An 18,230-nucleotide genomic window follows, 5' to 3' on the forward strand; every position below is an offset into this window, starting at 1 on the left:
CCTCTTTGTGTTGACGGATCGGACGGTCCTCGGGGGGCTCGCGACACCCACGGCGCCGGGCGAGCCCCGCCCGCACCCAGTGTGACTGCGGTCGTGACCTGACGCTACCTTGCCACGAGACGTTTCGTCCCAGCGACGGGCCCCGCGTCCGAGCGTGCGGGCCAGAAGGGGAGTGGGCCCCGTGCCGCACCCGAGCCGATCGACCCGAGGGCCGATGATGACGGGTGGGACGCCGCTGCGGACCCTCGACGAGGACGACCTCCTCGACCGGATCCTGCCGCTCTTCGGCGGCAGCGTCGACCTCGTCGTGGCCCCCGGCGACGACGCCGCCGTCCTGCGCACCGCAGGTGAGACGGTCGCGACGACGGACACCGCGGTGCTGGGGCGCGACTGGCTCGACGCCTGGTCGTCCGGCGCCGACATCGGCCACAAGGTCATCGTGCAGAACCTCGCTGACGTCGCCGCCATGGGAGGCACGCCCACGGGAGTGCTCATCACACTCGTGGCAGACCCCGGGCTGTCGCTCGAGTGGGTCCTCGACCACGCCGCCGGACTGGGCAGCGCCTGTGCCGAGGCTGGCGTGGCCGTGCTTGGCGGCGACCTGTCGTCGGCGCCCCCGGGAGTCGTCATGGTCTCGGTGACGGCGCTCGGCCGGCTCGACGGGCCGGTCGTCCTGCGGTCGGGCGCCACGCCCGGAGACGTGCTGGCCGTATGCGGCTCGCTCGGGCTCGCGGCCGCCGGTCTCCTTCTCCTCCAGGCCGGTCTCGAGGACCGGCACCCGCTCGCGGTGGAGCGTCAGCGTCGGCCGGTCTCACCGCTCGCAGCTGGTCCGGAGGCTGCCCGGGCGGGGGCGACGGCGATGCTCGACGTGTCGGACGGTCTCGTGCGCGACGGCACCCGGCTCGCGCGGGCCAGCGGCGTGGTGCTCGAGATCGACCTCACCGCCCTCGAGCCGGATCTGGCCGAGATCCGCGACGCCGTCGGGGCGTCCGAGGCCGTGGAGTGCGTCCTGGCCGGGGGAGAGGAGCACTCGCTGCTCGCCACCTTCCCCGCGGACCTCGTGCCGACCGGATGGCGGGTCATCGGGCGCGCCCGCGAAGTCGCCGCCGGCGAGCGACCCGGCGTGCTCGTCGACGGGCACGCCGTCACCCACACCGGCTGGGACCACTTCCGCAGCTCGTGAGGCCCGCGCCGGCCGCCGGAGACGGCCGCGGCTGGACGTGGGTCCGGGCTGTCAGCTCCCGGGCACGACAAAGGCCGGCTCCCGATCGGGGGCCGGCCTTCAGCGTTGGTGAGGGGCGTTCAGCGAACGACCTTGCCCGCCTTGAGGCAGGAGGTGCAGACGTTGAGTCGCTTCGGCGTCACACCGTTCACCAGCGTCCGCACGCGCTGGATGTTGGGGTTCCAGCGGCGCTTGGTGCGGCGGTGCGAGTGCGAGATGTTGTGACCGAAGCTCGGCCCCTTGCCGCAGACGTCGCAGTTGGCAGCCACGGGGTTCTCCTGAAGATCGATGTTGACGAAGTGCTTTCGCTCCACCCGCTCCGCGGGTCGACTCACGCCGGGGCGTGCGTCACCGCCGTGTGCACGGGGGGAACCGGGAAAGCGTAGCCGACGAGGTGCTCGGACGACAAAACGGCCGACGAGCCACCGCGGCTCACCCCCGCGAGGTCACGGGGGCCGGGGTCAACGGTAGCGTGCTGCGGTCGCGACGAGCTCCACGGCATACGCCGGCCCGTGCGAGGCCGCGTGGGTGGCGAGCGGGTGGAGCTGGTGGAGGCCGATGAGCGAGCGCCACGTGCCGTCGAGGCCCGCGGCTTCGGCATAGGCCGCCTCCACCAGGCCCAGGTCGGGGCAGCCGAAGAGCGCGAGCATCGCGAGGTCGGTGAGGCCGTGGCCACCGTGAGCCGCGGGGTCGACGAGGACGGCGCCCGAGTCGGTGAAGATGACGTTGCCCGACCAGAGGTCTCCGTGGAGACGCGCCGGAGGCCGGTCGTCGTCGAAGGTGCCCGAGGCGAGGCGGTCGCACACCGCATCGACGACGAGCGCCCCGGCACGGTCGAGGTGGCCGGCGTCGACGGCGCGGCGCACGAAGGGCCGCACCCGCTGCTCGGCGTAGAACAGGCCCCACGTCGGGGTGGGCTCGTTGCGCTGCCGCTGCCGGCCGATCCACGCGTCGCCGCTCCAGCCCGCCGGGGGAGCGCCGAAGGCCGGGGCCCCCGCCGCGTGCGTGCGCGCAAGGCCCCGGCCCAGCGCCTGCGCCGCAGCGGGCGTCGGGCGTCCCGGGAGCACCCGGGCGAGGTCGATGTGGTCGGCCGCCACGTCGAGCACGGCCACGGTCGTCGCGCCACCCGCGGGCTCCGCCTCGGCCAGCCAGCGCAGCCCAGCGGCCTCGACCTCGAAGAAGCCGGCGGGGGCGCCGTGCCACGACTTGCGGTGGACGGAGGGGGCGTGCGACACGCCCCTCACCGTACGACCGCTCCGAACGGGCGGCGACCCTGCCCGAACGTCGCGCCCTGCGCCGCGCAGGTGCATGCGACCGTCGGGGCGAGGCGCTAGCCTGCGCAGCAGCGGCCGTGGGTACGGACCGGTGGGTATGGACCGGGCCGACAGGCTCGCCCGAACCCGCACGCACCACCGGACCCACACCGCGCGCGTCCGTCACACGCACGGTCGCGGTCGATGACGAGCAGGAGGACGGATGCCTGGCGCAGCACGGCTGCCCGACCGGTCGACGCGTGCCCTGCTCCCCGTGCCGGGTGCGCTCACCGTCCTCGACGTACCCGCGGTGCGCCGCTGGGCGTTGCTCACCCGCTCCGTCTTCGCGGCGAGGCGCGTCGAGATCGATGCGCTCAACGTCTTCCCGGTGCCTGACGGCGACACCGGCACCAACCTCTTCCTCACCTTCGACGGCGCGGTCGAGCGGATGCTGACGCACGACCCGCACGGCGCCGGCGACCTGCTCGCAGCCTTCGCCAAGGCGCTGCTGTGGACGGCCCGGGGCAACTCCGGTGTCATCCTCAGCCAGCTCGCGCGCGGCCTCGCCGAGGCGTGCGCGGAGGCCGAGGTCGTCGACGGCCCGCTGCTCGCCCGCGGCCTCGTGCGCGCCGAGGAGCGCGCACGTCAGGCCGTGACCGACCCGCAGGAGGGCACGATCCTCTCCGTCGCCACCGCCATGGCGACCGCAGCCGTCGAGGCCGCCGCGGCCGTCGAAGGGGCTGAGGCAGTTGAGCCGGGCGGGTCGGGTGGCCGCACGGACACGGGGCTGTATGCCGTCTCGCTGGCGGCGCTGGACGCGGCCCGGGTCGCGCTCGAGCGCACTCCCGAGCAGCTCGAGGTGCTCGCTCGGGCGGGGGTCGTCGATGCCGGGGGCGCCGGACTCGTCTTCCTCCTGGAGTGCCTCGAGCGGATCTGCTCCGGGCAGCGCGGTCGCCCGAGCGGAGACGACCCGCCCAGCCGTCGAGGGCGCTACCGCACCGAGCCCGTCGGTCCGCCCTCCGCCGCCCGACCTGACGACGGCCTGCACCACCACGTCGGTGACGACTCGCCCGCCTACGAGGTGATGTACCTCCTCGCGGACTCTGACGAGGAGGCCGTCGCCCTGCTGCGCCACCAGCTCGTCGAGCTCGGCGACTCCGTCCTCGTCGTCGGAGGCGACGGTGAGTGGAACATCCATGCGCACGTCGACGACGCCGGGGCCGCGGTCGAGGCCGGCATCGTCGCCGGGCGCCCCCACCGGGTGCGCATCACGCGGCTCGACCGCGACATCGTGCCACTCGGCCACGAGGCGGAGGCGGCGCTGCATGCCCACGAGGCCGCACGGCATACGGGATCGGCGATCGTGGCGTGCGCGGCCGGTGACGGCCTCGCCGCCCTCTTCGGGGAGGCCGGGGCCGCGGTCGTGCCCTCGGGGCCGGGGCGGCGCGCCTCGACGGGCGCCCTCATCGCCGCCATCAGGGCACAGCACGCGACCGGTGCCGCGGGGGTCGTCGTGCTGCCCAACGACGGCGACACGCTGCTCGCCGCGGCGGCCGCGGCGCGGGCCGTGGCCGACGACGGCATCGACGCCCAGGTCGTGCACGCCCGCACCGCGGTGCAGGGTCTCGCGGCCCTCGCCGTCTTCGAGCCCGGGGCGCCCCCGTCGTCCAACGTCCTCGCCATGCAGTCCGCCTCGTCGGCGACGCGCCACGGCGCCGTCACCGTGGCGAACCGGGCGGCACTGACGAGCGCCGGGCCGTGCGAGCCGGGCGACGTGCTCGGTGTCGTCGACGGCGACATCGTCGTCGTCGGCAGCGACGAGGTGGAGGTGGGCCGCGAGGTCGTGCGCCGGCTCCTCGCGAGCGGGGGAGAGCTCGTCACGCTCGTCATCGGCGCCGGCGCGGGCGACGGCCTGGGCCAGGCGCTCGCCGCCGAGGCGACGGCACAGCACCGCGGGGTCGAGGTGTCACAGATCGACGGCGGGCAGCCGGTCTACAGCGTGCTCGTCGGGGTGGAGTAGGGGGTGGTGTAGGCCGTGGTCGTGCTCACCGAGGACTCACCGCTCACCAAGCTCGTCAAGAAGGGCGAGGCCGAGCAGCTCGCCCGCACCAAGGGGCTGCATACCGTCGGCGACCTCTTCGAGTTCGTCCCCCGTCGCTACGTGCGGCCCGGGCAGCTCACCGACCTGTCGTCCCTCCACGTCGGCGAGGACGTGCTCGTCGTCGCCGAGGTCGCCCACGCCACGTCACGGACGATGCGCAACCGGCGGGGCAAGATGCTCACCGTCGTGCTCACCGACGACCACGGCCACGAGCTCGACGTCACGTTCTTCAGCGCCTACGGCCACGAGAGCAAGCTGCGCGCCGGGGTCCGGGGCTTCTTCGTCGGCACGATTGGCGCCTACGGCCGACGCCTGCAGCTGACCCACCCGGAGTACGAGCTCTTCGACGACGACGTGCAGGGTCAAGCGGCGGTGGAGTGGTACCGGACGCATCGCGTGCCGGTCTACTCGACGACCGGCAAGATCAACTCGTTGCAGCTCCGGCGCCTCGTGCACACCGCGCTCGACTCCGTCGACCGCATCCGCGAGCCGGTGCCGGAGCCCGTGCGGGCAGCTCGGGGACTGCTCGACCGGGCGGCAGCGCTCGAGCTCGTGCACCGCCCCGGCGTCGACGAGCAGCCCAAGCGTGGCCTCGACCGGCTCAAGTACGACGAGGCCTTCGTCCTGCAGACGATCCTCGCCCAGCGCCGCAAGGCGGCCGAGGCCGAGCTCGCCACCCCGCGCCACCCGCGCCCGGGTGGGCTGCTCGCCGACTTCGACGCGCGGCTGCCCTTCGAGCTCACGGCGGGGCAGCGCGAGATCGGTCAGGTGCTGACCGGGGAGCTCGCCTCCGACCGGCCGATGCACCGGCTCCTGCAGGGCGAGGTCGGCTCCGGCAAGACCGTCGTCGCACTGCGGGCCATGCTCGCCGCGATCGACGCCGGAGGGCAGGCCGCGCTGCTGGCCCCCACCGAGGTCCTGGCCGCGCAGCACCACCGGTCGATCACCGCGATGCTCGGCGACCTCGCCCTCGGGGGCATGCTCGGCGGCGCGGAGCACGGCACGACCGTCGCGCTGCTCACCGGGAGCCAGGGCGCGAGTGCCCGCAAGAGGTCGCTGTTGGCGGCCGCGTCGGGTGAGGCCGGCATCGTCGTTGGCACGCACGCGCTGATCCAGAAGCACGTGCAGTTCGCCGACCTCGCCCTCGTCGTCGTCGACGAGCAGCACCGATTCGGGGTCGAGCAGCGTGATGCCTTGCGCGAGAAGGGGATCCGTCCGCCTCACGTGCTCGTCATGACCGCGACGCCCATCCCGCGCACCGTCGCGATGACCGTCTTCGGCGACATGGAGACCTCGACCCTGCGCGAGCTGCCCCGCGGACGTTCTCCCATCACGACCCACGTCGTCGACGGCGACCGGCCCGGTTGGGTCGACCGCACGTGGCAGCGCGTCGCCGAGGAGGTCGCCAAGGGTCACCAGGCCTATGTCGTGTGCCCCCGCATCGGCGACGTCGACGACGACGCCCTCGGGGCAGGGGCCGCGGGTGGGTCTCCGGGGTCGCAGTCGTCCGCGGCCGACGACGAGGACGCCTGGGACGTCGACTGGGCCGACGGTCGCGACGGGGAGGGCGATGAGGGCACTGCCGATGACGGGGGTCCCGAGGCGCCGGAGCGCGAGCTGACGGGCGTCTACACGATGCTCGCGTCGCTGCGGGCCAACCCGGCCCTCGAGGGCGTGCGCCTCGAGGTGCTGCACGGTCGCCTCGACCCGGACACCAAGGAGGCGACGATGCGCGCCTTCGCCACAGGCGAGATCGACGTCCTCGTGGCCACGACGGTGATCGAGGTCGGGGTCGACGTGCCGAACGCGTCGGTCATGGTCGTCGTCGACGCCGACCGCTTCGGCATCTCGCAGCTGCACCAGCTGCGCGGCCGCGTCGGCCGTGGCTCGGCGCCGGGCCTCTGCCTGCTCCTTACCCAGGGAGCCGGCGAGCTCGCCGCCGAACGTCTCGCCCGGGTCGCCGCGACGACTGACGGCTTCGAGCTGGCCCAGGTCGACCTGATGCTGCGGCGCGAGGGTGACGTGCTCGGGGCGCGGCAGAGCGGGCGCGGCAACTCCGTGCGCCACCTGCGGCTCGGCCGGCCCGAGGACGAGCAGGTCATCGCCGACGCCCGCGAGGACGCCTTCGCGCTCGTGGCGCAGGACCCGGACCTGCGCCAGCACCCCGCCCTCGCCGCGGCCGTCGCCATGCGTCTGGACGAGGAGCAGGCGGCCTGGCTGGAGAGGGGCTGAGATGACCCGCATCATCAGCGGCACCGCCGGTGGCCGACGGCTCCGCACGCCGACCGGCTCCTCGACCCGGCCGACCTCCGACCGGGTGCGCGAGGCGCTCTTCAGCCGGCTCGAGCACCGCGGCCTGCTCGACGGCACGCGCGTCCTCGACCTCTATGCCGGCTCGGGTGCCCTCGGGCTCGAGGCGGCCAGCCGCGGCGCGGCGCACGTCGCGCTCGTCGAGTCCCACAAGGGCGCGGCCGGCGTGATCCGGGCCAACATCGCCGCCGTCGGACACCCCGGGGTGCGTCTCGTCGTCGACACGGTGGAGCGCGCGCTGAGCGGAGGCCCGCCGGACGGCATACCGAGTGACCTCGTCCTCCTCGACCCGCCCTACGACCTCTCCGAGGACGCGCTCGCCGCAGTGCTGGGTGCCCTCGTCGCGAACGGCTGGCTCGGCCCGGAGTCCTTCGTCGTGGTCGAGCGGTCGACCCGCTCGCCGCAGCCCCGCTGGCCGGCCGGCCTCGAGCTGTCGGGTGAGAAGCGCTACGGCGAGACCGCCGTGTGGTTCGCCGAGCCCACCCCGCACGAGGTCGTCGCGTGAGGTCGGCGCGTGAGGACCGTGTGTGGGGCCCGGGTGTGAGCCCGGCGCTGGCTAGGTTGGGCACGTGACGACGCGACGCTGTGTGTGCCCCGGCTCCTACGACCCCGTGACCAACGGGCACGTCGATGTCATCTCCCGCGCCTCGGGGCTGTTCGACGAGGTCGTCGTGGCGATCCTGCACAACCCCGCCAAGCACGGCACGTTCGGCATCGACGAGCGCACCGCACTGCTCGAGGGGGCGCTGGGGCACCTGCCCAACGTCCGGGTGGGCTCGTGGGCCGACACGCTCGTGGTCGACGTGTGCCGCGAGGTGGGGGCCGACTCGATGGTCAAGGGACTGCGCGGTGGCACCGACTTCGCCTACGAGCTGCCGATGGCGCACATGAACCGGCACCTGACGGGTGTCGAGACCCTCTTCCTCGCCGCCGCCCCCGACCTGCAGCACGTCTCGAGCTCGCTCATCAAGGAGGTCGTGCGCTACGGCGGCGACGTCTCGGGCCTCGTGCCCGCCGACGTGCACGTCGCGCTCAAGGAGAGACTGGGCTGAGGGACTGGGCTGGGGGACTGGGCTGAGGGACTCGGCGCGGGGACCGGGCGCGGGGACCGGGCTGATTTGGGCGCCGGAGCACGCTCCGGTAGCCTTGGACGTCGGTCCTCATCCGCCGTGGAGTGGGCCGAACCTCAATCGTGCGCAGGAGCCATGAACCGCCCCGACCCCCGTTCACCACTGGTGCTCGACACCAGACGGCTCGATCGGCGACCCGGGACGATGCTGGAGCTCTCACGCACGGTAGAGCTGCCTGAAGACCTCGGAACCGACATCATCGCGATCAGGGCCGGCTCGCCGGTCGAGCTCGCGGTGCGGCTCGAGTCCGTCGTCGAAGGCGTGCTCCTCACGGGTTCGGTCACCGGCACGGCGACCGGTGCCTGCGTGCGGTGCCTGGACCCCGTCGAGCTGTCTGTCGACGGGACCTTCCAGGAGCTGTTCGCCTACACCGACCGGGCGGCGCACCACCACGAGGTGGGAGCCGACGCGGACGAGGACGTGGTGCACGAGCTGGTCGGTGACCTCATCGACCTCGAGCCCGTGCTCCGGGACGCGGTCGTTCCGACGCTGCCGTTCAAGCCGATGTGCCGGCCGGACTGCCCCGGGTTGTGCTCCGAGTGCGGAGCGCGGCTCGCGGAAGACCCCGACCACCACCATGATGTGTTCGACCCCCGATGGTCGGCCCTGCGCGGGATGCTGCAGGACGACCCGCAAGAGAAGAGGAACTGACGTGGCTGTCCCGAAGCGGAAGATGTCGCGCTCCAACACCCGTTCGCGTCGCGCGAACTGGAAGGCAACGCCGACCGCGCTCACGACCTGCCCCCAGTGTGGTTCGGCTGCCCAGCCGCACATCGCGTGCCCGTCCTGCGGCACCTACAAGGGCCGTCACTACGCCGTGGCAGAGCGCACCGAGCACCAGAGCTGACTGCCGCCGTGAGCAGCCCTGACACCCAGGGTGTTCCGGCAGTGCCGCAGCGGCCCGTCGATGCCCTGCTCGCCCACCTCACCGAGGTGGTCGGCCAGGATATCGACGAGCCGCTGCTTCTGCGCGCCCTGACGCACCGCTCGTACGCCTACGAGAACGGCGGCCTGCCCAACAACGAGCGCCTCGAGTTCCTCGGCGACTCGGTGCTCGGCCTCGTCGTGACCGACTCGCTCTATCGTGGGCACCCCGACCTCGCCGAGGGCCAGCTCGCCAAGCTGCGCGCCGCCGTCGTCAACATGCGAGCCCTGGCCGACGTCGCCCGCACCTTCGACCTCGGCGAGTACGTCATGCTCGGCAAGGGTGAGGAGGCGACGGGTGGGCGCGACAAGGCCTCGATCCTCGCTGACACGCTCGAGGCGCTCATCGGCACCGTCTTCCTCGCTGCCGGCATCGAGCGCGCCGCGGTCTTCGTGCACCACCACTTCGACCCCATCATCGAGGAGGCCGCCACGCTCGGCGCCGGCCTTGACTGGAAGACGAGCCTGCAGGAGATGGCCGCGAGCGTGTCGCTCGGGTCACCCGACTACCGCGTCGACGAGCAGGGGCCCGACCACGAGAAGGAGTTCCACGCCCGCGTGGTCTTCGGCGACGAGGTGCTGGGCGAGGGTCGGGGTCGCAGCAAGAAGGAAGCCGAGCAGAAGGCGGCCAAGGAGGCCTGGCACACGATCGAGGTCCGGCGCTCCGTCGCGGCCGGCGTGACGAGCTCTCCCTCGGGCTCGCCGGCCGTCTGACCTCGCGTGCCCGAGCTGCCCGAGGTCGAGGTGGTGCGGCGTGGTCTGCAGGACCACGTCGTCGGCCGTCACCTCACACGTGCCCGCATCAGCGGGGTGCGCGTCGCGCGTCGCCACGACGCCGGCGCCGAGGACCTCGCCGACCGGCTCCACGACGTCACCGTCACCGCCGCGTCGCGGCGCGGGAAGTACCTCTGGCTCGCCCTCGACGGCGAGGACGCCCTCATCGTCCACCTCGGGATGAGCGGCCAGATGCTCGTCGAGCCGGCCGACGCTCCCCTCGAGAAGCACTGCCACGCCCGCTTCGACTTCTCCGACGGGGGGCCGCAGCTGCGGTTCGTCGACCAGCGCACCTTCGGGGGACTGGCGCTGTCGCCTCTCGGGCCGGACGCCATACCTCAGGCTGTCGCGCACATCGCGCCCGACCCCTTCGAGGCGGCCTACGACCAGGCGGCCGTCGTGCGGCGGATGAAGCTGCGCGACAGCGCGGTCAAGCGCGCCCTGCTCGACCAGACCCTCGTCTCCGGCATCGGCAACATCTACGCCGACGAGGCGCTGTGGCGCGCCCGCGTGCACGGTGAGCGCCTGTGCTCGGCGCTGACGAAGCCGACCCTCTCGCGCATCCTCGACCACGCCCGTGAGGTCATGGGCGAGGCGCTCGGGCACGGGGGCACGAGCTTCGACTCGCTCTACGTCAACGTCAACGGGGCGAGCGGCTACTTCGACCGCTCGCTGCACGCCTACGGACGCGACGGGACACCGTGCGACCGGTGCGGCACGATCATGTGCCGCGAGCACTTCATGAACCGGTCGTCGTTCTCGTGCCCCGTCTGCCAGCCCCGCCCGCGACGCCGGTCAGTGGCCTGACGGACGACGCTTCGGCGCGGGGCGGGTGGCGTCGTCGTCGGGGGGCTCGACGTTCGCGGGCACGAGGATCGGCTTGAGACGGGCCCATGTCATGAAGATGGCGCTCATGACGAGCAGGACGAGCCCCGCCCAGAGGTTGGCGTTGATGCCACCCGTCTTGTCGTAGGCCTTGTCGCCGAAGATCCCCATCAGCGTGAGGATGATGCCGTAGAGCCCCAGCAGCGCGCCGATGAAGTTGCGGATGTCGAACGCGCCGGCCGCATGCTTCGTTGCGGGGCTCGAGGACGCCGAGCCCGGAACGGACGGGGGCGTGGTGTTGTCTGCGCTCATGATCACGGCTCCTTAGACGAGGAAGTTGAGGGCGATGACCAGCGCGAGCGACACGCCGGCGAGGGGGAGGGTCCGCCTGAACCACGGCAGCTTCGCCTCCTCGGGGTCGACGAGGTCCTCGCGCGGGGTCTCCGAGTAGACGAGGCCGCGCAGTGAGCCGGCCGGCTTCGGCTCGGTCACGAGAGAGACGACGATCGACAGGACGATGTCGACGACGAAGGCCGTCGACGCAGCCGCGAAGGCGGCGCCCTGCCCGCTCAGCGGGATCACCCCGAGGCTGAGGGTGCCGAAGGCGTCCTCGCTGAGATAGGCGACGAGCACCGCCGAGAGCGTGCCGGCCGAGAGCCCCACCCAGCCGGCCGTCGCCGTCATCCGCTTCCAGAACATGCCGAGGATGAAGGTCGCGAAGAGCGGTGCGTTGAAGAAACCGAAGAGGCTCTGGAGGTAGTCCATGATGTTGCTGAAGGAGCTGGCGATGGTCGCGGTGAAGATCGCGATGAACGTCGCTCCGACGGTGGCGAGGCGGCCGATGCGCAGGTAGTAGTCGTCACTGTGGTCCTTGCGGATGTAGCGCTGCCAGAGGTCGTAGCTGAAGACGGTGTTGAACGCCGAGATGTTGGCGGCCATGCCGGCCATGAAGGCGGCGAGCAGGCCAGCGATGGCGAGGCCGAGCAGGCCGTTGGGGAGGATGTCGCGCATGAGGAGCAGCAGCGAGTCGTTGTAGGCCACCCCCTTGCCCGAGGCGCCGCCCGCTGGCGTGCCGCCGGCCTTGAGCTCGGCGATCTCCTTGACGAGCACGGCCGCGACCATGCCGGGCAGGATGACGATGAAGGGCACGAACATCTTGGGGAAGGACCCGATGATCGGGGTCTTGCGCGCCGCCGAGATGGAGTTGCTCGCCATCGCCCGCTGCACCTCGACGAAGTTCGTCGTCCAGTAGCCGAAGGAGAGCACGAAGCCGAGGCCGAAGACGATGCCGACGACCGACCAGAACGGGGACTCGAAGCCGGTGAGCGCCTGGCCCGGCCAGCTGTTGAGCTGCCAGTCGGCAGGCGGCACGTCGGCGCTCGCGGGCGCGGTGGCCGCGAACTCGGTGATCTTCTGCTTCAGCCCCTCGTAGCCGCCGACCCGGTGCAGGCCGATGAGCGTCAGCGGCAGCAGGGCCGCGACGATGACGAAGAACTGGAGCACCTCGTTGTAGATCGCCGCCGAGAGCCCGCCGAGGGTGATGTAGGACAGCACGATCGCGGCGGCGACGAGCAGCGCCACCCAGAGCGGCCAGCCGAGGAGGGCGTGCACGATCGAGCCGAGGAGATAGAGGTTGACCCCGGCGATGAGCAGCTGCGCGACGGCGAAGCTGATCGCGTTGACGAGGTGGGCGCCGGTGCCGAAGCGGCGGAACATGAACTCGGGGACCGAGCGGACCTTCGAGCCGTAGTAGAAGGGCATCATCACGACGCCGAGGAAGAGCATCGCCGGGATCGCACCGACCCAGAAGTAGTGGACGGTCGCGACGCCGAACTCCGCGCCGTTGGCCGACATGCCCATGATCTCCACGGCACCGAGGTTGGCCGAGATGAAGGCCAGACCCGTCACCCAGGCGGGGAGCGACCGACCCGACAGGAAGAAGTCGATGGAGTCCGAGACCGCACGCCGAGCCATGAAGCCGATGCCGAGGACGAAGACGAAGTAGAGCGCGATGATGAGGTAGTCGACGGGCTTCGCGTCGATGAGCGTTGCCGTGGACAAGTGCGACAAGCCGGGCATGCGATCAGTCCCTTCGGTGGGCGACGCCTCACGCTAGCGCCGGCCCCGCGGACCCGCATGTCAGGATCTGGGCGCGCTGGGTGGCCGGTCGTTCGCGGTGTCGCTCGTGCTGGTGACGGCGGTCTGCAGCCCTCGGCGCAGCGGCAAAGTCGAGTCCCCCGCGAGGTTGGCCGGAATCGTCATACCCCGCTCGAGCGCTCGCTTCACCACGACGTAGTCGGCGCTCGCACCCACTGCCTCGATGGCGATGAGCAGGCCCTCGCGGTAGGACAGCAGCGAGAACGACTCGGAGCCGAGCTCGCCCCTGATGACGAGCTGGTCAGCGCCGTGGGGGAGCCCGGCGATCTGCAGCCGGAGGTCACCCTGGTCGCTCCAGAACCACGGCACCGAGGCGTATGCCGTCTCGTGGCCGAGGAGGGTCGCCGCAGCCACCCGCGCCTGGTCGGTCGCGTGCGCCACGCTCTCGAGCCGGAGCCGTCCGGGACGGCCTCGGGTGAAGGGGTTGGGCCCGACCGTGCAGTCGCCTGCGGCCACCGTGACGCCGTCGGACGTGAGCGCGCGGCGGTCGACGACGATTCCGCGCGGCTCGACCTCGAGGCCCAGGCCCACGGCGAGGTCGGTGCGCGGGAGAGCCCCGATGCCGACGACGACGAGGTCGGTGCGCAGCTCGCGGCCGTCGTCGAGGACGACGGCCTCGGCCCGGTCGGCGGTGCCGTGGATGCGCACCGCCGTCGTGCCGAGGAGCACTCTCGTGCCACGCCGCTCGTGCGCGGCGAGATAGAAGTCCGACAGGACCGGCGTGACCGAGCGGGCGAGCAGCCGGTCGGCAGCCTCGACGACCGTGACCGTCGCACCCATCTGCCGCGCGCTCGCCGCGACCTCGAGGCCGATGAAGCCACCACCGACGACGACGACGTCGCGGCTGCCGCGCAGGGCGGCGGCGAGGACGTCGGCGTCGTGGAGGGTGCGCAGGGTGAGCACCCGGTCGAGCTCGGCCCCCTCGACGGGGAGGGCGGCCTCGAATGCCCCTGTCGTCAGGGCGAGCCGGGCGAAATCGAGATGGCGACCCGACTGCGTCGTGGCGCGCCCGCCGCGGTGGTCCCGCTCGATCGACACGACGGCGTCACCCATGACGAGCTCGACACCGTGGTCCGCACACCAGGCTGCGTCGCGCAACGTGAGCGAGGAGCGGTCGTGCTCACCGCGCAGGTAGGACTTGGACAGGGGAGGCCGCTCATAGGGAGGCTCGTCCTCGTCGCCGACCAGGACAACGGGCTCGTCGTGACCGAGCGCCCGCAGCTCCGCGACGAGCGAGATGCCGGCCTGGCCGGCGCCGACGACGAGGGTCGCAGGAGCCGTCATGCCCTCAGCCTAGGTCCCCAGCAGGTGTCACAATCGCGCCATGACGTGGTCGCCAGTGCAGCCCGAGTCCGTCTTCACGTACGGCGCGCCGGCGCTGAAGTTCGGCTCGGGAGCGGTCCGCGAGATCGGGCACGATGTCGCGGCCCTCGGGGCGACCCGGGTCCTCGTCGTCACGGACCCCGGTGTCCTCGCCACCGGTGCGCCCGACCTGGTCGCCGAGGCGCTCCGTGCAGCCGGCCTCGTGGCCGTGGTGCACGCCTCGGCGCACGTCGAGCCGACCGACGCCAGCCTCGAGGTCGCGATCGAGCGTGCCCGCGCCGACGGGCCGTTCGACGCCGTCGTCGCGGTGGGTGGAGGCTCGTCGATCGACACGGCCAAGGCCGTCGACCTCATCCTCAGCAACGGCGGCGACCTCATGGACTACGTCAACGCGCCGGTCGGGGCCGGGCGGGCGCCGGTGCGCCCCCTCGTGCCGCTCGTCGCCGTCCCGACGACGACGGGCACCGGTGCCGAGAGCACGACGATCTGCGTCCTCGACGTCCTCGCCCTGAAGGTCAAGACCGGCATCAGCCACGTCCGGCTGCGACCGCTGCTCGCGGTCGTCGACCCCGATCTCACCGTGACGCAGCCGGCGGGCGTCACGGCGAGCGCCGGCATGGACATCCTCTGCCATGCGCTCGAGAGCTGGACCGCGCGCCCGTTCACGAGCTACGAGCGCAAGCGTCCGGAGCAACGTGTGCCGTACTGCGGGAGCAACCCGATCTCCGACATGTGGGCGGAACGCTCGATGTCGTTGCTGGCGGGCGCCTTTCGCGCCGCGGTCCACGACGGCACCGACGCCTCGGCTCGTGGTGAGATGGCGCTCGCAGCCACGTTCGCCGGGCTCGGCTTCGGCAACGCCGGTGTCCACGTGCCGCACGCCAACGCCTATCCCATCGCAGGCCGGGTGCGCGGCTTCCACCCCGCCGACTACCCGAGCGAGGAGCCGATGGTGCCGCACGGCATGGCCGTGGCACTGACGGCGCCGGAGGCCTTCCGGTGGACCTTCGAGGCGGCTCCGGAGCGCCACCTCGCGGCCGCCCGTCTCCTCGACCCCGGCCACGGGCCACGCTGGGAGTCGGAGCCGCGTGACGTGCTGCCCGGTGTCCTGCGCGACCTCATGCGCGACATCGGCATGCCGAACGGCCTGTATGCCGTGGGCTACGACGAGCGCGACGTCGATGGTCTCGTGGAGGGCGCGCTCGCCCAGCAGCGGCTCCTCGCGACGAGTCCCCGGGAGGTGACGGCCGACGACCTCGCCGACATCGTCAAGCGGTCCATGAGCCTCTGGGAGTAGCGCAAGGCAACCACGCGGGTGGTCGGGGGGACACGGGGGCGCAGGCCGTCTTCGGCCGTGAGCCCCCGTGCGTCGGCATACAGTGCCGTCTGTGACGACGACACCCACATCGCTGCCGCTGCCCGCGAACGACGCCTGGCTCGACTGGGTCACCGATCGGGGGCAGGAGCAGCTCGCCCGCGCGCGCGCCCTCGTGGACCAGCTGAAGAGCGAGCCCCCGAGCGAGGCGCTCGAGGTCCTGCAGCTGTGGAACGACGCCCAGCTCGCGTTGTCCAACGCGTCGTCGGTCGGCTCGCTCTTCTCCGAGGTGCACCCGGACAAGACCGTGCGTGAGCGCGCGGAGAAGGTCGCGCAGGACGTCCAGAAGCTCGACACCGACCTCGGGCTCGACACGGAGCTGTATGCCGTCCTGTCCGCGGTCGACGGCAGCGGCCTCGACGCCGACGCGTCGCGCGTGCTGGAGCGTACGCTGCGCGACTTCCGCCGCGCGGGCGTCGACCGCGACGAGGCGACGCGGGCGCGGCTGCGCGAGCTGTCGGAGCGCGCCGTGCTGCTCAGCCAGGAGTTCAGCAAGAACATCCGCGGCGACGTGCGGAGCATCCGCGTGCGACCGGACCAGCTCGCCGGCATGCCCGACGACTGGGTGGCGGCGCACCCTGTGGGTGACGACGGCCTCGTGACGGTGACGACCGACTATCCGGACGTCGTCCCCTTCCGCACCTTCGCGCGTGACGCGCAGGCGCGTCGCGACCTCGTCACGCAGTTCCTCACGATCGCCTGGCCCGCCAACGACCGTGTGCTCCAGGACATCTTCGCCGTGCGGCGCGAGCACGCCGCGCTCCTCGGCTACGCGTCGTGGGCCGACTACGACGCCGAGGTCAAGATGATCGGCAAGGGCCCGGCCATCGGCGAGTTCATCGACCGCATCACCGAGCTGTCGACCGCGAGCGCCGAGCGCGACAAGTCCGTGCTCCTCGAGCGGCTCCGTCAGGACCGTCCCGACGCCACCGACATCGACGGCGCCGACGCGTCCTACTACGCCGAGCTCGTCCGCAAGGAGCAGCTCGCGGTCGACGCCCAGCGGGTGCGCACCTACTTCTCCTTCGAGGCCGTGCGGCAGGGCCTTCTCGACGTGACCGGGCGGCTCTTCGGTCTCGAGTGGGTTCCGGTGCCGGCCGAGGAGGCCCGCACGTGGCACGAGGAGGTCGCGACCTACAACGTGTCGTTCGACGGGCAGCGCATCGGTCGCATCCACCTCGACCTGCACCCGCGCGACGGCAAGTACAAGCACGCGGCGCAGTTCGACCTCGCCCGCGGGGTCGCCGACGTCCAGCTCGCCGAGGGCGTGCTCGTCTGCAACTTCAACCGCGGCCTGCTCGAGCACGACGAGGTCGTGACGCTCTTCCACGAGTTCGGTCACCTCGTGCACCACGTCCTCGCCGGGCGCACCGAGTGGGTGCGCTTCTCGGGCGTCGCGACCGAGTGGGACTTCGTCGAGGCGCCGAGCCAGATGCTCGAGGAGTGGGCCTGGGACCCCGAGGTGCTCGCGACCTTCGCCCGCAACGCCGACGGCGAGACCATCCCGGCCGACCTCGTCGAGGCGATGCGGCGTGCCGACGACTTCGGCAAGGGCTACGACGCTCGCACGCAGATGTTCTACGCCGCGCTGTCCTACGACTTCCACGTCAACGAGACCGACGACCTCACCGCGCGCCTGCGCGAGCTGATGGCGCGCTACTCCGTCTTCCCCTACCTCGACGGCACCCACATGCAGTGCCACTTCGGTCACCTCGACGGCTACAGCTCGGCCTACTACACCTACATGTGGTCGCTCGTCATCGCCAAGGACATGTTCTCCGCCTTCGACCGCCACGACCTCTTCGACCCCGAGGTCGCAGGTTCCTACCGCGACAAGGTGCTCTCCCAGGGGGGTCGGCGCGACGCCGCCGACCTCGTCGAGGACTTCCTCGGCCGCCCCTACACCTTCGAGGCGTATGCCGCGTGGCTGGCCGAGTGACGCCCGCCGCGCCGGTGCGCGTCACGTCGCTGACGGCATACCCCGTCAAGTCGCTCGGGGGAGCCTGGCTCGCTGCGGCGGAGGTGGAGGAGCGCGGGCTGCGGGGTGACCGCCGGTGGGCGGTCGTCGACCCGGACGGCACGAAGGTCACCGCTCGTGAGGAGCACGCCCTGCTCGGGCTGCGGGCCAAGCCGCTCCCAGACGGAGCGGTGCGGCTCTTGTCGCCCGAGGGGGACCCGATCGAGGTGGCACCCCCGCGCGACGCGGCGCCGGTGGCGGTGCGGTTCTCGGGGCAGGACGAGGCTCGCCCGGCCGGGGCGGAGGCCGACGCCTGGCTCAGCGAGCGCATCGGACGGCCGCTCCGGCTCGTGTGGCAGGACGACGAGACACACCGCCCGATCCGGCCCGAGATGGGCGGCCTTGCGGGCGAACGGAATTCGCTCTCGGACGCCGCGCCGTTGCACGTGACGTCGGAGGCGTCGCTGCGCCGGCTCAACGACTGGGTGACCGAGACGGCGCTGGAGCGCGGCGAGCAGCCGGGGGAGCCGCTGGGGCACGACCGCTTCCGGCCCAACGTCGTCGTCGAGGGCGGCGAGCCTTTCGCCGAGGACTCGTGGGTCGGGGCCCGCATCGGCGACGTGCCGTTCCGCGCGACGATGGTGTGCGACCGCTGTGTCATGACGACGATCGACCGTGCGACGGGCGAGAGTGCCAAGGAGCCGATCCGCAGTCTGGCCCGCCACCGCACGTGGGCCGGCGCGACGTGGTTCGGCATCCGACTGACGCCCGTGCTCCCGATCGCCTCGGGTGCCGTGATCCGACTGGGCGACGAGGTCGTCCCCCTGCTCGCGCAGGACCCAGGCTGACCGTCCCACTCCATCGAAAGAGCAGTTCGTC

General features: G+C 72.3%; 17 protein-coding genes. 12 read left to right on the forward strand and 5 right to left on the reverse strand.

Translation table 11 applies throughout. From position 1 onward, the window contains the following. Positions 1-181: 181 nt before the first annotated feature. Positions 182-1,183 carry a thiamine-phosphate kinase gene (gene thiL, locus FHX52_RS01095; RefSeq protein WP_342777886.1) on the forward strand — a complete coding sequence of 334 codons (1,002 nt, stop codon included), beginning with the start codon at positions 182-184 and terminating at the stop codon, positions 1,181-1,183. 119 nt (positions 1,184-1,302) lie between these two features. Here thiL and rpmB read toward each other — a convergent pair whose 3' ends face one another. Together rpmB and FHX52_RS01105 are read right to left on the reverse strand one after the other, a co-directional pair. Further along, on the reverse strand, positions 1,303-1,491 hold the full coding sequence (gene rpmB / locus FHX52_RS01100; RefSeq protein ID WP_141821962.1) for a 50S ribosomal protein L28: 189 nt from the start codon (positions 1,489-1,491) through the stop codon (positions 1,303-1,305). A gap of 192 nt (positions 1,492-1,683) precedes the next feature. Beyond that, positions 1,684-2,457 carry a fructosamine kinase family protein gene (locus FHX52_RS01105; RefSeq protein WP_246069556.1) on the reverse strand — a complete coding sequence of 258 codons (774 nt, stop codon included), beginning with the start codon at positions 2,455-2,457 and terminating at the stop codon, positions 1,684-1,686. A gap of 241 nt (positions 2,458-2,698) precedes the next feature. Here FHX52_RS01105 and FHX52_RS01110 point away from each other — a divergent pair, with 241 nt between their 5' ends. The 8 genes from FHX52_RS01110 to mutM all read left to right on the forward strand — a co-directional run bounded on the left by FHX52_RS01110 (position 2,699) and on the right by mutM (position 10,521). Beyond that, positions 2,699-4,495 (forward strand): DAK2 domain-containing protein, encoded by a 1,797-nt coding sequence (locus tag FHX52_RS01110; RefSeq protein WP_141819154.1) that lies wholly within the window; start codon positions 2,699-2,701, stop codon positions 4,493-4,495. A 15-nt stretch (positions 4,496-4,510) separates the two neighbouring features. Next, positions 4,511-6,808, forward strand: a complete 2,298-nt coding sequence (locus tag FHX52_RS01115) for an ATP-dependent DNA helicase RecG (RefSeq protein WP_141819156.1) — start codon at positions 4,511-4,513, stop codon at positions 6,806-6,808. Position 6,809: 1 nt separating this feature from the next. Continuing rightward, positions 6,810-7,391, forward strand: a complete 582-nt coding sequence (rsmD, locus tag FHX52_RS01120) for a 16S rRNA (guanine(966)-N(2))-methyltransferase RsmD (RefSeq protein ID WP_141819158.1) — start codon at positions 6,810-6,812, stop codon at positions 7,389-7,391. Positions 7,392-7,455: 64 nt separating this feature from the next. After that, on the forward strand, positions 7,456-7,938 hold the full coding sequence (gene coaD, locus FHX52_RS01125; protein ID WP_141819160.1) for a pantetheine-phosphate adenylyltransferase: 483 nt from the start codon (positions 7,456-7,458) through the stop codon (positions 7,936-7,938). Between the two features lie 153 nt (positions 7,939-8,091). After that, positions 8,092-8,667, forward strand: a complete 576-nt coding sequence (locus tag FHX52_RS01130) for a YceD family protein (protein ID WP_141819162.1) — start codon at positions 8,092-8,094, stop codon at positions 8,665-8,667. Position 8,668: 1 nt separating this feature from the next. Next, on the forward strand, positions 8,669-8,863 hold the full coding sequence (gene rpmF / locus FHX52_RS01135) for a 50S ribosomal protein L32 (RefSeq protein ID WP_141819164.1): 195 nt from the start codon (positions 8,669-8,671) through the stop codon (positions 8,861-8,863). Positions 8,864-8,871: 8 nt separating this feature from the next. After that, the gene (gene rnc, locus FHX52_RS01140) at positions 8,872-9,654 is read left to right on the forward strand and encodes a ribonuclease III (RefSeq protein ID WP_246069557.1); all 783 of its coding nucleotides are present in this window, start codon (positions 8,872-8,874) and stop codon (positions 9,652-9,654) included. Between the two features lie 6 nt (positions 9,655-9,660). Then, the gene (gene mutM / locus FHX52_RS01145) at positions 9,661-10,521 is read left to right on the forward strand and encodes a bifunctional DNA-formamidopyrimidine glycosylase/DNA-(apurinic or apyrimidinic site) lyase (protein WP_141819166.1); all 861 of its coding nucleotides are present in this window, start codon (positions 9,661-9,663) and stop codon (positions 10,519-10,521) included. Here mutM and FHX52_RS01150 read toward each other — a convergent pair. From FHX52_RS01150 to FHX52_RS01160, 3 genes are read right to left on the reverse strand one after another with little or no spacing between them, the layout of a single operon-like run. Beyond that, a complete protein-coding gene (locus FHX52_RS01150; RefSeq protein ID WP_141819167.1) occupies positions 10,510-10,851 on the reverse strand; it encodes a hypothetical protein in 342 nt (113 codons plus the stop codon). The genes mutM and FHX52_RS01150 overlap by 12 nt on opposite strands. A 12-nt stretch (positions 10,852-10,863) precedes the next feature. After that, a complete protein-coding gene (locus FHX52_RS01155; protein WP_141819169.1) occupies positions 10,864-12,618 on the reverse strand; it encodes a sodium:solute symporter family protein in 1,755 nt (584 codons plus the stop codon). 60 nt (positions 12,619-12,678) lie between these two features. After that, positions 12,679-13,980: an NAD(P)/FAD-dependent oxidoreductase gene (locus FHX52_RS01160; protein ID WP_141819171.1), complete on the reverse strand. Its 1,302-nt coding sequence runs from the start codon at positions 13,978-13,980 to the stop codon at positions 12,679-12,681. Between the two features lie 40 nt (positions 13,981-14,020). On the opposite strand from FHX52_RS01160, the gene FHX52_RS01165 reads away from it, so the two are divergent. From FHX52_RS01165 to FHX52_RS01175, 3 genes are all read left to right on the forward strand, one after another. Beyond that, a complete protein-coding gene (locus tag FHX52_RS01165; protein WP_141819173.1) occupies positions 14,021-15,316 on the forward strand; it encodes a hydroxyacid-oxoacid transhydrogenase in 1,296 nt (431 codons plus the stop codon). Between the two features lie 91 nt (positions 15,317-15,407). Continuing rightward, positions 15,408-17,333: a M3 family metallopeptidase gene (locus FHX52_RS01170; RefSeq protein WP_141819175.1), complete on the forward strand. Its 1,926-nt coding sequence runs from the start codon at positions 15,408-15,410 to the stop codon at positions 17,331-17,333. Further along, complete coding sequence (locus FHX52_RS01175) at positions 17,330-18,199, forward strand: MOSC domain-containing protein (RefSeq protein ID WP_246069558.1); 870 nt, start codon at positions 17,330-17,332, stop codon at positions 18,197-18,199. Before FHX52_RS01170 ends, FHX52_RS01175 begins: the two co-directional genes overlap by 4 nt. The last annotated feature ends 31 nt before the right edge of the window (positions 18,200-18,230 follow it).

The organism is Humibacillus xanthopallidus (assembly GCF_006717145.1).
GTDB lineage: Bacteria > Actinomycetota > Actinomycetes > Actinomycetales > Dermatophilaceae > Humibacillus > Humibacillus xanthopallidus.

What these genes read in the sequence shown, in the direction of transcription:
- FHX52_RS01165 (WP_141819173.1), top strand. Translation starts at nt 14,021, where the DNA reads ATGACGTGGTCGCCAGTGCAGCCCGAGTCCGTCTTCACGTACGGCGCG.
- FHX52_RS01110 (WP_141819154.1), top strand. Translation starts at nt 2,699, where the DNA reads ATGCCTGGCGCAGCACGGCTGCCCGACCGGTCGACGCGTGCCCTGCTC.
- FHX52_RS01160 (WP_141819171.1), bottom strand. Translation starts at nt 13,980, where the DNA reads ATGACGGCTCCTGCGACCCTCGTCGTCGGCGCCGGCCAGGCCGGCATC.
- FHX52_RS01155 (WP_141819169.1), bottom strand. Translation starts at nt 12,618, where the DNA reads ATGCCCGGCTTGTCGCACTTGTCCACGGCAACGCTCATCGACGCGAAG.
- FHX52_RS01130 (WP_141819162.1), top strand. Translation starts at nt 8,092, where the DNA reads ATGAACCGCCCCGACCCCCGTTCACCACTGGTGCTCGACACCAGACGG.
- rsmD (WP_141819158.1), top strand. Translation starts at nt 6,810, where the DNA reads ATGACCCGCATCATCAGCGGCACCGCCGGTGGCCGACGGCTCCGCACG.
- FHX52_RS01150 (WP_141819167.1), bottom strand. Translation starts at nt 10,851, where the DNA reads ATGAGCGCAGACAACACCACGCCCCCGTCCGTTCCGGGCTCGGCGTCC.